This is a genomic window from Azospira sp. APE16 (genome assembly GCF_047901315.1).
GTDB lineage: Bacteria > Pseudomonadota > Gammaproteobacteria > Burkholderiales > Rhodocyclaceae > Azospira > Azospira oryzae.
Window position 1 is genome coordinate 794,732 of record NZ_CP179682.1, and the last position, 13,552, is coordinate 808,283.

Consider the following 13,552-nt stretch of genomic DNA (forward strand, 5'->3'; position numbering starts at 1 on the left):
CTGGAGTTTAGAAGCGTGGATGCACAACAAGTGATCAAGGAACAGGTGACCGGCAATCCGGTGGTGCTGTACATGAAGGGCACCCCCCAGTTCCCCCAGTGCGGCTTTTCCGCCACCGCCGTGCAGATTCTCAAGGCCTGCGGCGTGAACCAGTTCTACAGCGTGAACGTGCTGGAGAACCCGGAAATCCGCCAGGGCATCAAGGATTACGCCAACTGGCCGACCATCCCCCAGCTCTACATCAAGGGCGAATTCGTCGGCGGCTGCGACATCATGCGCGAGATGTTCCAGGCCGGCGAACTGCAGCAGATGCTGGAAGGCGTGGCCCAGGCCTGAGCCTGTTCCGCTCCGTTCCCCGCAACGCCGCGCTCCGCAAGGAGGGCGGCGTTTTCATTGGGGCCGCCTTTAGTGCCCGGAATTGATCTGGGTTATGTTTTTGTATTATTCCAAAGTGCTAAATGGGCCCTTCCAAAAATAGGAGGGGACAACATGGCACGCAAGCTGACGGTGGGTGGGCGGCTGGCTCTGGGCTTCGGGATCTTTTCCCTGATCCTGACGGCCGCGGTCCTGGTGGCGCTGCAGGCCCTGGCCCGGGTGAACGAGCAGGTGGAGAAGATGGCCGCCAAGGACTGGCAGAAGGTGGAGATGGCCAAGGACATTGCCTACGCTGCCAACGATGTGGCCCGCACCATGTTCTCCCTGTTCCACGACACCTCCCGCCTGGCCGAGCAGAAACAGAAAATCGTCGGCTACCGGGACATGGTGAACCAGCGCCTGGATATCCTGGAAAAGCTGCTCTACCGCCCCAAGGGCAAGCAGCTGGTGGCCGACCTGAAGACCAAGCGCCTGGCCTTTGCCGGCACCTATCCGAAGGTCCTGGAACTGCTGGAAGCCGGGCGGCGGGAAGAAGCCAGCCGCCTCTTCGCCAGCGAGGGCATGCCCCAGCTGGAAGCCTACGTGCAGGCCGTGGATGCCTTCGTCGCCTTCCAGGGCGAGCTGTTCGAGGAATCCGCCGTCACGGCCCGGGAGGTCTATGCCCAGGCCCGCAACCTGATGCTGGTCTTCCTGGCGGCCGCCATCGTCCTGGCTACGGCCCTGGCGTTGTGGATCATCCGCAGCGTCACCCGACCCCTGGGGGGCGAGCCGGAGGAGGCCAAGGCCCTGGTGCAGCGCCTGGCCGAGGGTGACCTCAGCGCCGACCTGCGCTTGCATCCCCAGGACCGGGGCGACAGCCTGATGGCCGCCCTGGCCACCATGCGCAACAGCCTGCGGGCCATGGTGGGCGAGATCCAGGGCAATGCGGGGGAGGTGTCCGAGGCGGCGCGGGACCTGTCGGTGAATTCGGTGCAGCTGGCCCAGAGCTCGGCGACCCAGAGCGAAGCCACGGCTGCTATGGCGGCGGCGGTGGAACAGGTGACGGTGAGCATCGCCCAGGTCAGCGACAGCGCCAGCCATACCCATGCCATTTCCGACAGCACCGGCCAGCTTTCCGGCGACGGCCACGACGTCATTCTGCGCACCGTGGCGGAGATGCAGGCCGTGGCGGTGGCGGTGGGCGGCGCGGCCCGCTCCATCGAGGCCATGGGCAGCCGCTCCGAGCAGATTTCTAGCGTGGTCCAGGTGATCCGCATGGTGGCCGAGCAGACCAATCTGCTGGCCCTCAATGCGGCCATCGAGGCAGCCCGGGCCGGGGAGGCAGGGCGGGGCTTCGCCGTGGTGGCGGACGAGGTGCGCAAGCTGGCGGAACGGACCGCCCTGGCCACCACGGAAATCAGCGACATGATCGCCGGTGTCCAGGATGCTGCCCGGGAGGCGGTGGACGCCATGGGCGGGGCCACGGCCCGGGTCGAGCAGGGCGTCGCCATGGCCGAGCAGGCCAGCGACTCCATGCAGGCCATCCGCAGCAGTTCCCAGGAAGTGGTGGCGGCGGTCAATACCATCGCCGACGCCCTGCGGGAGCAGAAGCATGCCGGCGGCGACATTTCCGCCAATGTGGAAAAGGTAGCCCAGATGGTGGAGGAAAACAGCGCCGCCACCCACGAAGCGGCCGATACGGCGCGGCGCCTGGAAGCCCTGGCCCAGGCCCTGCACCAGACCTTGCGGCGCTTCCGCCTGGAAGCGCACTCCGCCTAGGCCTGAGTGCCGCCCGAGGCGGCCGGAAGCGCCCCCGGAGGCTCAGGCGGCAGGTTGCAGCTTGGCCGTCAGTTCCTCGTAGGCCCGTACCGCCTCGGCGGCATACATCAGGGTGGGGCCGCCGCCCATGTAGGCACAGATGCCCAGGGTTTCCATCAGCTGTTCCTTGGTCACGCCGAGGCGGATCAGGGCCTTCACGTGGAAGCCGATACAGGCGTCGCAGCGGCTGGCGACGCCGATGGCCAGGGCGATCAGCTCCTTGTGCAGCTCGTCGATGGCCCCGCCCTGGAGGGCGCCCTTGGCCATGGCGTTGAAGCCCTGCATGGTGTCCGGGATTTCCTTGCGCAGGGTGGCGAGAGCCTTGGAAACGTCGCCGGTGATGGTGGTGAAGGACTTGCTCATGGCTGCTCCTGATATATGAGGTTTTTCTGATATTCCAAGTATGGGGAGGGCCGGGCGCCCTGTATGTGACCTGGGTCACCTTGCCCTGCCGGGCCGACTGGTTCATGCTTCGATTCATGCGTCCAATCCTCCTCATTCTTCTGCTGCCCCTGTTCCTGGCTGCCTGCGGCGGCCAGCCCCTGCGCCCCGGCGAGACCTCCCGCGATCAGGTGGTGGCCGCCTGGGGGGCGCCCACCGTGCGCTTCCCCGAGGCCGACGGCGGCGAGCGCCTGCTCTACGCCACCGCCCCCCTGGGTTTCGTCACCCGGGTGCTGGTCTTCGCTCCGGACGGCAAACTGCGCTCCCTGCACAATGCCCTGGTGGAGGAAGAGTTCGCCAAGGTGCGGGCCGGGGAGGACGGCAAGGAGGAAATCCTGCGCCGCTTCGGACCGCCGACCTGGGTGCAGTTCTTCGAGTGGCGCAATGAGCTGGTGTGGGAATGGCGCTACTGCGACGTGTGGGCCATGCCGGCCCGCTTCAACGTGCTGTTCGACGGCACGACCGGCATCGTGCGCAGTACCCTGACCGTGCGCGAGGACACCTGGCGCCTGCCCAGCTATTGCAGCCGCTGACGGCAGCCGGGGCGGCTATCCCGGTGCGCCCGCCTGCGGCGCCGCACCAGCCTTGGGCAGCCCCTGTCCCCGGGGTGATTCGAAGGTGGCCGGGTAAGTGTCTGATGCGACGCAATAAATTGTTTTGGCATGGCCGGGCGATTGAATTGGCATAAGGTTTGCAGGAGTGCATCCATTCGAAAAATTAAATGAATGGAGAGCACATGCGACCGCCCGCGTTTTCCCCCCTGTTGACCGTCCTGAGCAAGCTGCCGCCCCTGTTGCTGTTGCGCTGGCTCGTTTCCCTGTCCCTCTTCCTTTCCGTCGGCACGCCGGCCCTGGCCCAGTATTCGGATACCGTGGGCCTGGCGCCCGGGGCCATGATTGCCCAGGCCAGCGAAGTGGCGCCCGCCGAGCCGGCCCCCCCGGCACTGGCCGTGGTGGCGGAGAAGGTGCCCCTGCCGGTCCATGCCGACGGGGCCAACACGGCCTGGATGCTGACCTCCTCGACCCTGGTGCTGCTCATGACCCTGCCCGGGGTGGCCCTGTTCTATGCCGGCATGGTGCGCAAGAAGAACGTGCTGTCCACCATGACCCAGGTCTTTGCCGTGGCCGCCGTGGTCACCCTGACCTGGATGGCCCTCGGCTACACCCTGGCCCTGCGCCCCGGCAGCGCTTTCGTCGGCGGCATGGACCGGCTGCTGCTGCACGGCCTCAGCCTGGACGGCCTGGCCGGCGTCAGCGAGGCGCCCATCCCGGAAACCGTCTATTTCATGTTCCAGCTGACCTTCGCCATCATCACCACGGCCCTGGTGGTGGGGGCTTTTGCCGAGCGCATGCGCTTTTCCGCCCTGCTGCTGTTCGCCGCTCTGTGGTCCCTTGCCGTCTATGCCCCGGTGGCCCACTGGGTGTGGGAGCCGGATGGCTGGCTGGCCCGGATGGGGGTGCTGGATTACGCCGGCGGCACGGTGGTGCACGTCAATGCGGGGGTTGCCGGCCTGGTGGCAGCCATCCTCATCGGCAAGCGCCTGGGCTACGGCAGCGAACCCATGATGCCCCACAGCCTGGCCTTCTCCGTGGTAGGGGCGGCCCTGCTGTGGGTCGGCTGGTTCGGTTTCAACGCCGGTTCGGCCCTGGCGGCTGATTCCCGGGCCGGCATGGCCATGCTGGTGACCCAGGTGGCCTCGGCTGCCGCCGCCATGTCCTGGATGGTGGTGGAGTGGGTGGTGCGGGGCCGGCCCAGCGCCCTGGGCATCATTTCCGGCGCCGTCGGCGGCCTGGTGGCGGTGACCCCGGCTTCCGGTTTCGTCGAGCCCAGCGGCGCCTTCTTCATCGGCATTGCCGGCGGCCTCACCTGTTATGTGGGGGCCACGGCCCTGAAGCGGGTCTTCGGCTACGATGACTCCCTCGACGTGTTCGGCATCCACGCCGTGGGCGGCATCGTCGGCGCCCTGATGACCGGCGTCTTCGCCAGTCCGGCCATCGGCGGTGCCCACGGTTCGGTGCTGAAGCAGCTGCTGGGTGTCAGCGCCACCGCCCTCTTCAGCGCCGTGGCCACGGCCGCCGTGCTGGTGGTGGTGAGCCTGCTGGTGGGCCTGCGGGTGGAGGAAGACGAGGAGCGGGACGGCCTCGACATTTCCCAGCACGGCGAGCATCTGGAATGAGGACGCAACGGCCATGAGCAGCGACAGTGAAATATTCGCCCTGATCGGGCGCATCCACGTACTGATGCGGCGCAGCCTCAACCGCATCACCGATGTGGATTACATGAAGGAAAACAAGGAATACGCCCGGGCCATCGTGGCCCTGGCCGAAGGCTCGGGCCAGGAGGAACTGGCCCAACTGGCGGGCAAATTGCGCCAGGCCATGGCGCTGGACCCGGCCGAGCCTGTGGCTGCGGCCCCGGAGCCCAAGGCCAAGTACCTGTTCACCCTGCGCTAGGGCGGGGCGACCGGAAGGCGCCTAGAAGGCGGCGAGGCGGGCGTTGGCCAGGGCCAGGCGGCTGGCCAGCACTTCCAGGAAGGACTGGTAGAAGTGCATGCGGCAGGTTTCCGACGCCTTGTGCAGGGCTTCGCCCTTGACCGTGACGATCTTGGCCTGGGTCAGGGCCACCACGTCGGCGCCCCGGGTCTTGTGGCCGCCGGCGATGACCGCCATCTCGCCGAAGCAGTCGCCGGCGGTGAGCAGGTTGAGGATCTTGCCGCCCTTGGTCACCTTCAGTTCTCCTTCGGCCAGGAAGCAGAAGAAGTCGCCCTTTTCGCCATCGCGCATGATGACGTCTCCCGGCGTCACCTTGTCCCAGCGGGAGAAGCGCAGCACTTCCCAGATCTCCACGTCGGAGAAGCCGGCGAAGAAGGGCAGGGCGCGCAGGGTGTCGAATTTCTCCGTGTCGGCGAACTCGTCCTGCCGGGCCTGCAGCTGCTTGTTGCGCACCGCCTGGGCCAGGTCGTGGGCGAATTCCTCCCAGGTGGCGTAGCGGTCATCCAGGTCCTTGGCCATGGCCTTCTGCACGATGGCCTCCAGGGCCGGCGGCAGGTCGTGGCGCAACTGGCTGGGCGGCGTCGGCGCCAGATGGATGATCTGGTACACCATGTTGTAGTTGGTGCTGGCCTGGAAGGGCAGCTGGCCGGTGAGCATCTGGTACATCACCACGCCCAGGGAATAGATGTCGGTGCGGTGGTCCAGGGGCTGTTCCTTGACCTGCTGGGGCGACATGTAGGCCGGGGAGCCGATGCCCGAGACCTGGGTACGGTCGGTGCCGGCGGTGAGGGCGGCGCCGAAGTCGGAAATCTTGATGTCGCCGGAGAAGCCCCGGGCATCCGATTCGGCCAGGAGGATGTTGGCCGGCTTGATGTCCCGGTGGGTGATGCCGAGGCGGAAGGCGAAATCCAGGGCCCGGGTGCATTTGAAGATGATCTCCACCACCCGCTCCACCGGCAGCAGCTTGGCGGGGTCGCAGAAGTCCTCCAGGGTGCCGCCGGGCACGTACTCCATGACGATGTAGGCCAGGTTCTCCTCCACCACCGCGTCGTAGATCTGCACGATGTGGGGATGGTTGAGCTTGCCGGCGAGGGAGGCTTCGTTGAGGAAGAGGTGGGAGTAGAGCTTGCCCCGTTCCGGGTCCTTGAGGACTTCGGGAAAGGCCAGCTTGACCGCCACGTCGCGGTCAGCGAAGGAATCGTGGGCGAGGAACACGGTGCTGGTGGCACCGCGGCCCAGTTCCCGGATGACGTCGTACTTGCCGATCTTTTCCATGGGACGGTCAGGCTCCATGTTTGTTATTGCAGGCGGCGACAGCTGAAGCGGGATGAGGCAAGTGAGGCGGAATGCGGGCGGGGACTGCTTGCCCCGCTGCTCCGCCGGGGCGGCGGAGCAGCGCTGTGTTGCTATTGTCGCTAGCTTACACCCGGGCCTTGGCCCGGGCGATGGCGGCCTTGACCTGTTCGGGGGCGGTGCCGCCGATGTGGTTGCGGGCGGCCAGGGAGCCTTCGATGGTCAGACAGGTGGCCACGTCGCTCTGCACCAGGGGGGAGAAGGCCTGCAGCTCGGCCAGGGTGAGGTCGGCCAGGTCCTTGCCCTGGGTCTCGGCGGCCTTGACGGCGGCGCCGACGACTTCGTGGGCTTCGCGGAAGGGCAGACCCTTCTTCACCAGGTAGTCGGCCAGGTCGGTGGCGGTGGCGAAACCTTCGGCCAGGGCACCGCGCATGCGCTCGGGCCGGGCCTCGATGCCGCCCATCATGTCGGCGAAGATGCGCAGGGTGTCGATGACCGTATCGGCGGCGTCGAACAGGGGTTCCTTGTCTTCCTGGTTGTCCTTGTTGTAGGCCAGGGGCTGGCCCTTCATCAGGGTCAGCATGGAGATGAGGCTGCCGTTCACCCGGCCGGTCTTGCCCCGGGCCAGTTCCGGCACGTCCGGGTTCTTCTTCTGGGGCATGATGGAAGAGCCTGTGCAGAAGCGGTCGGCGATCTTGACGTAGCCGAAGCGGGGGTTCATCCACAGCACCAGTTCTTCCGAGAGGCGGGAGAAGTGGGTCATCAGCAGGGAGGCGGCGGCGCAGAATTCAATGCCGAAGTCCCGGTCGGAAACGGCATCCAGGGAGTTTTCGCAGACACCGTCGAAGCTCAGCTGGGCGGCGACGAATTCCCGGTCGATGGGGTAGGTGGTGCCGGCCAGGGCGGCGGCGCCCAGGGGCAAGCGGTTCACCCGCTTGCGGCAGTCGAGGAAGCGCTCCTTGTCCCGCTGGGTCATTTCGAAATAGGCCAGCAGGTGGTGGCCGAAGGTGACGGGCTGGGCCACCTGCAGGTGGGTGGAGCCGGGCATGGGGGTGGCGGCCTCCTTCTCGGCCAGGACCAGCAGCGCGGTCTGGAAAGCCTTGATCAGTTCAACGATGGAATCGATGGTGTCGCGCAGCCAGAGGCGGATGTCGGTGGCCACCTGGTCATTGCGGGAGCGGCCGGTGTGCAGGCGCTTGCCGGCGTCGCCCACCAGGGTGGTGAGGCGCTTTTCGATATTGAGGTGCACGTCCTCCAGGTCCAGGGACCATTCGAACTTGCCGGATTCGATCTCCTCCACGATCTGGGCCATGCCCTTCTCAATGTCGGCCAGGTCGGCGGCGGCGATGATGCCCTGCTTGGCCAGCATGCGGGCGTGGGCCAGGGAGCCGTTGATGTCCTGGCGCCACAGGCGCTGGTCGAAATCAACGGAGGCGGTGTAGCGCTTGACCAGGTCGGACATGGGCTCGGAGAAACGGCCGGCCCAGGTGTAGGAGGAGTTCTGTTGGGTCATGATATGTGGGAAACTTGGGACGAATTTGAGGCAAACCGGAGCAAAGTGGCGCAAAGCTGGAATTTCGCCGCCATTTGCCAGGAAAAGCCGCTGAAAACTGCACGGAAAGCGCAAATAAGTTGGCAAGTATAAAGCAAAACCCCGCTGCCCATCCCCTGCCGGACTGCCGCAATCTGGGCGTCATGCTGCGCATCCTGCTGGGGGCCAACCTGCTGGTGGCCGCCGCTGCCCTGCTGCTGGCGCCCCGTCTGGAGGACTGGCCCCAGCGCCTGGTGGAGCTGGCCACCTGGTGCGAGCCCCTGCTGCTGTCCACCCTGGGCCTGCTGGCCCTGGGCCGGGACTGGCTGTGGCGCCTCAAGCCCCGGGCCGGCCAGGCCCTGGTGCTGTTGCTGGTGATGGCCCAGGCCCTGCTGTTCTTCGATTTCTGGCGTTTCATGGGCCTTATCGAGGGCGGCTGGGGTGCTGCCCTGCGGGCGGCCCTGCTGGCGGCGGCGGCGACCCTGCTCCTGCTTCTCTATTTCAGCCTGCGGGCCCGGGCCTTCTCCCCCGCCGTGGCCGAGGCCCGCCTGCAGGCCCTGACCGCCCGCATCCGTCCCCACTTCCTCTTCAACAGCCTCAACGCCGTGCTCTCCCTCATCCGCCAGGACCCGCGGCGGGCCGAGACGGCCCTGGAGGAACTGGCCGACCTGTTCCGCGCCCTGATGCGGGATGCCCGCAATCTCTCGCCCCTGTCCGACGAAATCGCCCTCTGCCGCCAATACCTGGGGCTGGAAAAGCTGCGCCTGGGCGAGCGGCTCAAGGTGGAGTGGGACATCGTGGACGTGCCCGACGATGCCCTGGTGCCGCCCCTGATGCTGCAGCCCCTGCTGGAGAACGCCGTCTACCACGGCATCGAGCCCGGGGAGGGCAGCGGCACCATCCATATCGGCTTTTCCCGTCAGGGCGACGCCATGGTGGCGGAACTGACCAATCCCTGTCCCCCGGGCCAGGGTCACCATGCCGGCAACCGTATGGCCCTGGCCAACATTCGGGAGCGCCTGGACCTCTACTACGACCTGGAGGCGCGCCTGGAAAGCAGCGAACAGAACGGCACCTACCGGGTGCGCATCACCCTTCCCCTGCGGAGACCGTTGCCATGACCGAGCCCATGCCCGCCCCTCTCAGCATCGTCCTGGTGGACGACGAAGCGCCGGCCCGCCGGCGCATGGGCACCCTGCTGGAGGACCTGGCCCTGGAGCTGCCGACCCGGGTGGTGGGGGAGGCAGGCGACGGCGAAGCGGCCCTGGAACTGATCCAGCAGGTGCAGCCCGACGTGGTGCTGGTGGACATCCGCATGCCCAAGATGGACGGCCTGGAGCTGGCCCGCCACCTGGCCGGCCTGCCGCGGCCGCCGGCGGTGATCTTCGCCACCGCCTACGACACCCATGCCGTCCAGGCCTTCGACCTCAATGCGGTGGATTACCTGCTCAAGCCGGTGCGTCTGGCCCGCCTCCAGGCCGCCCTGGAAAAGGCCCGGCTGGTGGGTCCCCTTACCGCCGAACGTCTGGCCAAGGTGCGCCAGGAGTCCGGCCAGGGCGCCCGCCGCCACTTCTCCTGCCACGAACGGGGCCGCATCCTGCTGGTGCCGGTGCAGGACGTGCTCTATCTCAAGGCCGATCTCAAATACGTCACCGCCCGCACCCGGGAGCGGGAATACCTGCTGGACGAGGCCCTCACCCATCTGGAACAGGAGTTCGCCGAGCGCTTCATCCGCCTGCACCGCAGCGTGCTGGTGGCCAAGGACGCCCTGGCCGGCTTCGAGCGGGGCCAGGGGGACGGGGAGGAGGGCGGCGAACAGTGGCTGGCCCTGCTCAAGGAAGTGCCGGAAAAACTGCCGGTGAGCCGCCGCCAGTGGGCGACGGTGAAGCAGTACGCCAAGTAGGCGGTGTTTGGCGTGAGTCCTCGCTATACAGAGAGAGTGGGATGAAGAAATTTGTGCTGCTGCTTGCTGCCGTATTCCCTGCCTTGTCGGTCCAGGCCGCGTCCCCGTCGTCCGAGGTGGGGCTGAAGTTCGGTCCCATCGTTGGGACCTGGTCTTTCCGTTTGCCCAATGGCTGCACGGAGCGACACACCTACCGTGCGAACGGCTTTCTCTCCGGCACCAGCGGCGAGGAGTATGTGGAGGAACGCTACGAGCTGTCGGCGGTGCCGGACGTCAATGGGTTTTACACCCTGACCGGGCACAACCTGAAGGACAGCGGCGGCCCCGACTGTTCAGGCTCCAGCGAGGATTTTTCCGGCAGGGACTGGACCGTCTTCGTGCGCTTCTCGGCGGATTACGCCAAGTACGTTGCCTGCGTCGAACCCCGGCCGGATCGGTGCTGGGGCTCCTATCTCAAGGAAGCACCGTGACCGGCCCGGCGATCGCCGGTCCCGTCTGGCCATGAAGGCGGCCACTTCCGGCAGCGCCCGGCGGCGCACCGGGCTGGTGTTCGTCGCCCTGGTCGGCCTCTACGGCCTGTTGCTGTTGCCGGGGCTGTTCTTCCCCGCCTACCTGGATTCGCCCCTGGGGCTGCTGGCGGCGATTCCCTATCTTTCCATCTACCTGTTCCACGCCCTGGGCCTCCCCGGGCTGCTGCAGCACGACGGCGCCTGCGGCTGGGGCTGGTGTGCGCCGAGCCTGGCGGGCTGGGTCTTCCTGCTGCTGCTGTGGGGCGGCCTGGTCTGGCTGGCCGCCCGGGGGGTTTGCTCCTTGCTGCCGCCTAGAGACTGAGGGCCACGGCGCCGGCGCAGAAGACCACTACGGCCAGCAGCAGGACCTGGGTCAGTTTGTGGTGGATTTCCAGTTCCCGCAGGGTCATTTCGATTTCGGTTCCGTTCATGATTTTTCTCCGTAAAGGTCGATGGTGACGGACGCTCCCACTTTGCTTTCAGCAAAGGCCGTGCCCGATGCGCGGTCAGGCTCCAAGGCTTGCTGTCTGGCCTCCGGGATCGAGGCAGGACGCGGGTTTCCGGGCGGCGGGATGGTTGGCCGGCGCGTTCCCCCGGGGGCGCTTGCCATGCACCACGGTGGCGCCTTGTTTGCTAGCCATGCACTGCCGCCGGGCGTCAGTCCCGGCGTTCCCGTCGTCTGTCCCGCGCTGCAGCGGTCCCCCATTTTTGGCACACTGCCGTTTCCTTTTGATGAACGTCCGCCCATGCTCCGCCAGCAAGCCCTCGCCGCCCTGATGCTCGATACCGTGCCCGCCAAGGTGGCGGCGGTGTTGGCCCTCGATTCGGCAGGGCCGGTGGCGCCGGGCCAGCGGCTTGTGCCAACCGCGCCCCTGCCGGGGCGGCCACCGCGGCCCGCGCTGGTGCCGCCGGCCGAAGTGCCGCGCCGTTCCCTGCACACGGCGGAGGGACGGGCCGCCCTGCTGCATGCCATCGCCCATATCGAGTTCAACGCCATCGACCTGGCTCTGGACATCGTCTGGCGCTTCCCCGACCTGCCCGAGGATTTTTACCGGGACTGGCTGCGCATCGCCCGGGAGGAGGCCCAGCACTTCACCCTGGTGGACGACCACCTGCGCACCCTGGGCTACGCCTACGGCGACTTTGCGGCCCACCGGGGCCTGTGGGACATGGCGGAGAAGACGGCGGACGACGTGCTGGCCCGCCTGGCCCTGGTGCCCCGGGCCATGGAAGCCCGGGGGCTGGATGTGAACCGGGGCATCCGCGACAAGCTGGTGCAGGCCGGGGAGGTCGCCGCCGGCCCGATCCTGGATGTCATCCTGCGGGACGAGATCGGCCATGTGGCGGCGGGCAACCGCTGGTATCGCCACGTCTGCCGCGAGCGGGGCCTGGAGCCCCTGGCGGCGGAGGCGGAGCTGGCGGCCCGTTACGGCGCTCCCAAGGTGCGGGGGCCCTTCAACCTGGAGGCGCGGCGGGCGGCGGGCTTCGATGCGGCGGAACTGGCGGCCCTGGTCGCGCGCTGATCTGGCCTTGCTGAAGGCCGGGCCGGCCTGCCGCAGGCGATGGCCTGGAAGCCAGAAACGGCGGCCATCTCCGCCATGCCATGCCGGGGATGGCCGTCCTTCCTGCCTCCTGGCGGCATGCCTCGCCGCTGCCCTTGCCACTTCCTGCACCGGCTCCGCCCTGCCTTAGAATCCGGGAGTGGGTCCGGCGCGCGTCTGCCCCGATCGGCCCCGCCGGGTCCACGCCAGAAAACCAGAAGAGGAGACTTCCCCATGCAGCAGCATTCCCGTTTCTACATCGGCGGCCAGTGGGTCGCCCCCGACGGCAACGCCTTCATCGACGTGGAGAATCCGGCCACCGAGACGGTCATCGCCCGGGTGCCGGAAGGCACGGCCACCGACGCCGACCGGGCAGCCCGGGCCGCGGCGGCCGCCTTTCCCGCCTGGGCCGCCCTCTCCGGGGCGGAGCGGGGCGCCTTCCTGCAGAAGATCGCCGATGGCCTCAAGGCCCGCCAGGATGAGCTGGGCCGCCTCATCGCCAGCGAGGTGGGCATGCCGGTGAAACTGGCCACCCGGGTCCAGGCCGGCAATCCCATCTTCACCTTCGCCGCCTGCGCCCGCATCGCCGCCGAGGGTTTCGCCGAGGAGCGCATCGGTCAGTCCCTGGTGCTGAAGGTTCCCACCGGTCCGGTGGCCTGCATCACGCCCTGGAACTTCCCCCTGCACCAGATCGCCGCCAAGGTCGGCGCCGCCCTGGCCGCCGGCTGCACGGTGGTCTTGAAGCCCTCGGAAGTGGCGCCCCTCAACGCCTTTCTCCTGGCCGAGGTGATCGAGGCGGCGGGGCTGCCTGCCGGCGTCTTCAACCTGGTCACCGGCTACGGCCCGGTGGTGGGCGAGGCCCTGGCCGCCCATCCGGCCCTGGCGGCCGTCTCCTTCACCGGCAGCACCGCCGCCGGCAAACGGGTGGCGGCGGTGGCGGCGGCCACGGTGAAGCGGGTGTCCCTGGAGCTGGGCGGCAAGTCCGCCTCCGTGGTGCTGCCGGATGCGGATCTGGCGGCGGCGGTGAAAGGCACGGTGGCCGGCTGCTTCCTCAATTCCGGCCAGGCCTGCTCAGCCCTGACCCGGCTGCTGGTGCCGCAAGAGCGCTATGCCGAGGCTGCCGCCCTGGCGGTGCAGGCCGCGGCGGCCTACACCCTGGGCGATCCCCTGGCGGAGGGTAGCCGTCTCGGTCCCCTGGTTTCCGGCCAGCAGCGGCAGCGGGTGCGGGCCATGATCGACCAGGCCGTGGCCGAAGGCGCCGAGCTGCTGTGCGGCGGCAGCGCCGCGCCGGAAGGCCTGCCCACCGGCTACTACGTGCGGCCCACGGTGTTCGGCCGGGTGCGGCCCGATGCCGCCCTGGCCCGGGAGGAGGTGTTCGGCCCGGTGCTGGCCATCCTCACCTATCAGGACGAGGCGGAGGCCGAGGCCATCGCCAACGGCACCGACTACGGCCTGGCGGCTGCCGTGTGGTCCGCTGACGAGGCCTGGGCCCTGGCCTTCGCCCGCCGCCTGCGGGCCGGCCAGGTGGATATCAACGGCGCCTTCTTCAACCTGCTGGCGCCCTTCGGCGGCTTCAAGCAGTCCGGCTACGGCCGGGAGCTGGGGCGCCACGGGGTGGAGGACTTCCTGGAAACCCAGTCCATCCAGCTGCCCCAGCGGTAATAGGGCCT

The 13,552-nt window shown here is 67.9% G+C and carries 14 protein-coding genes; 11 read left to right on the top strand and 3 right to left on the bottom strand.

The window, feature by feature from the left end:
• Positions 1-15: 15 nt before the first annotated feature.
• Together grxD and ACLSSQ_RS04005 are read left to right on the top strand one after the other, a co-directional pair.
• Positions 16-336, top strand: coding sequence for a Grx4 family monothiol glutaredoxin (grxD, locus tag ACLSSQ_RS04000; protein ID WP_014235243.1), 321 nt, complete (start codon positions 16-18; stop codon positions 334-336).
• Positions 337-489: 153 nt separating this feature from the next.
• Positions 490-2,133, top strand: a complete 1,644-nt coding sequence (locus ACLSSQ_RS04005; protein WP_130459144.1) for a methyl-accepting chemotaxis protein — start codon at positions 490-492, stop codon at positions 2,131-2,133.
• Positions 2,134-2,175: 42 nt separating this feature from the next.
• On the opposite strand, the gene ACLSSQ_RS04010 is transcribed toward ACLSSQ_RS04005, so the two are convergent.
• The gene (locus ACLSSQ_RS04010) at positions 2,176-2,535 is read right to left on the bottom strand and encodes a carboxymuconolactone decarboxylase family protein (RefSeq protein ID WP_014235241.1); all 360 of its coding nucleotides are present in this window, start codon (positions 2,533-2,535) and stop codon (positions 2,176-2,178) included.
• Positions 2,536-2,651: 116 nt separating this feature from the next.
• Between ACLSSQ_RS04010 and ACLSSQ_RS04015 the strand changes: the two genes are divergently transcribed.
• From ACLSSQ_RS04015 to ACLSSQ_RS04025, 3 genes are all read left to right on the top strand, one after another.
• Positions 2,652-3,146: a hypothetical protein gene (locus ACLSSQ_RS04015; RefSeq protein ID WP_205231164.1), complete on the top strand. Its 495-nt coding sequence runs from the start codon at positions 2,652-2,654 to the stop codon at positions 3,144-3,146.
• A gap of 203 nt (positions 3,147-3,349) precedes the next feature.
• Positions 3,350-4,789: an ammonium transporter gene (locus tag ACLSSQ_RS04020; RefSeq protein WP_416243842.1), complete on the top strand. Its 1,440-nt coding sequence runs from the start codon at positions 3,350-3,352 to the stop codon at positions 4,787-4,789.
• Between the two features lie 13 nt (positions 4,790-4,802).
• Positions 4,803-5,066, top strand: a complete 264-nt coding sequence (locus ACLSSQ_RS04025; protein WP_014235238.1) for a hypothetical protein — start codon at positions 4,803-4,805, stop codon at positions 5,064-5,066.
• Between the two features lie 21 nt (positions 5,067-5,087).
• On the opposite strand, the gene ACLSSQ_RS04030 is transcribed toward ACLSSQ_RS04025, so the two are convergent.
• Both ACLSSQ_RS04030 and argH read right to left on the bottom strand, forming a co-directional pair.
• Positions 5,088-6,398: a protein kinase domain-containing protein gene (locus tag ACLSSQ_RS04030; RefSeq protein WP_416243843.1), complete on the bottom strand. Its 1,311-nt coding sequence runs from the start codon at positions 6,396-6,398 to the stop codon at positions 5,088-5,090.
• A gap of 127 nt (positions 6,399-6,525) precedes the next feature.
• Positions 6,526-7,911, bottom strand: a complete 1,386-nt coding sequence (gene argH / locus ACLSSQ_RS04035; protein WP_416243844.1) for an argininosuccinate lyase — start codon at positions 7,909-7,911, stop codon at positions 6,526-6,528.
• 119 nt (positions 7,912-8,030) lie between these two features.
• Here argH and ACLSSQ_RS04040 point away from each other — a divergent pair, with 119 nt between their 5' ends.
• The 6 genes from ACLSSQ_RS04040 (at position 8,031) to ACLSSQ_RS04065 (ending at position 13,544) form a co-directional block, all read left to right on the top strand.
• Positions 8,031-9,050, top strand: a complete 1,020-nt coding sequence (locus tag ACLSSQ_RS04040; protein WP_416243845.1) for a sensor histidine kinase — start codon at positions 8,031-8,033, stop codon at positions 9,048-9,050.
• Complete coding sequence (locus tag ACLSSQ_RS04045; RefSeq protein WP_416243847.1) at positions 9,047-9,832, top strand: LytR/AlgR family response regulator transcription factor; 786 nt, start codon at positions 9,047-9,049, stop codon at positions 9,830-9,832. Before ACLSSQ_RS04040 ends, ACLSSQ_RS04045 begins: the two co-directional genes overlap by 4 nt.
• Positions 9,833-9,873: 41 nt before the next feature.
• The gene (locus ACLSSQ_RS04050; RefSeq protein ID WP_416243848.1) at positions 9,874-10,302 is read left to right on the top strand and encodes a hypothetical protein; all 429 of its coding nucleotides are present in this window, start codon (positions 9,874-9,876) and stop codon (positions 10,300-10,302) included.
• Positions 10,303-10,333: 31 nt separating this feature from the next.
• Positions 10,334-10,663 (top strand): hypothetical protein, encoded by a 330-nt coding sequence (locus ACLSSQ_RS04055; protein ID WP_416243849.1) that lies wholly within the window; start codon positions 10,334-10,336, stop codon positions 10,661-10,663.
• A gap of 424 nt (positions 10,664-11,087) precedes the next feature.
• Entirely contained in the window at positions 11,088-11,864 is a 777-nt protein-coding gene (locus ACLSSQ_RS04060) for a ferritin-like domain-containing protein (RefSeq protein ID WP_416243850.1), read from the top strand.
• A 252-nt stretch (positions 11,865-12,116) separates the two neighbouring features.
• Positions 12,117-13,544, top strand: coding sequence for an aldehyde dehydrogenase family protein (locus tag ACLSSQ_RS04065; protein ID WP_416243851.1), 1,428 nt, complete (start codon positions 12,117-12,119; stop codon positions 13,542-13,544).
• The last annotated feature ends 8 nt before the right edge of the window (positions 13,545-13,552 follow it).

Coding starts and splice junctions, on each gene's coding strand:
- ACLSSQ_RS04005 (WP_130459144.1), top strand. CDS start 490: ATGGCACGCAAGCTGACGGTGGGTGGGCGGCTGGCTCTGGGCTTCGGG.
- ACLSSQ_RS04010 (WP_014235241.1), bottom strand. CDS start 2,535: ATGAGCAAGTCCTTCACCACCATCACCGGCGACGTTTCCAAGGCTCTC.
- ACLSSQ_RS04015 (WP_205231164.1), top strand. CDS start 2,652: ATGCGTCCAATCCTCCTCATTCTTCTGCTGCCCCTGTTCCTGGCTGCC.
- ACLSSQ_RS04020 (WP_416243842.1), top strand. CDS start 3,350: ATGCGACCGCCCGCGTTTTCCCCCCTGTTGACCGTCCTGAGCAAGCTG.
- ACLSSQ_RS04025 (WP_014235238.1), top strand. CDS start 4,803: ATGAGCAGCGACAGTGAAATATTCGCCCTGATCGGGCGCATCCACGTA.
- ACLSSQ_RS04030 (WP_416243843.1), bottom strand. CDS start 6,398: ATGGAGCCTGACCGTCCCATGGAAAAGATCGGCAAGTACGACGTCATC.
- argH (WP_416243844.1), bottom strand. CDS start 7,911: ATGACCCAACAGAACTCCTCCTACACCTGGGCCGGCCGTTTCTCCGAG.
- ACLSSQ_RS04045 (WP_416243847.1), top strand. CDS start 9,047: ATGACCGAGCCCATGCCCGCCCCTCTCAGCATCGTCCTGGTGGACGAC.
- ACLSSQ_RS04050 (WP_416243848.1), top strand. CDS start 9,874: ATGAAGAAATTTGTGCTGCTGCTTGCTGCCGTATTCCCTGCCTTGTCG.
- ACLSSQ_RS04055 (WP_416243849.1), top strand. CDS start 10,334: ATGAAGGCGGCCACTTCCGGCAGCGCCCGGCGGCGCACCGGGCTGGTG.
- ACLSSQ_RS04060 (WP_416243850.1), top strand. CDS start 11,088: ATGCTCCGCCAGCAAGCCCTCGCCGCCCTGATGCTCGATACCGTGCCC.
- ACLSSQ_RS04065 (WP_416243851.1), top strand. CDS start 12,117: ATGCAGCAGCATTCCCGTTTCTACATCGGCGGCCAGTGGGTCGCCCCC.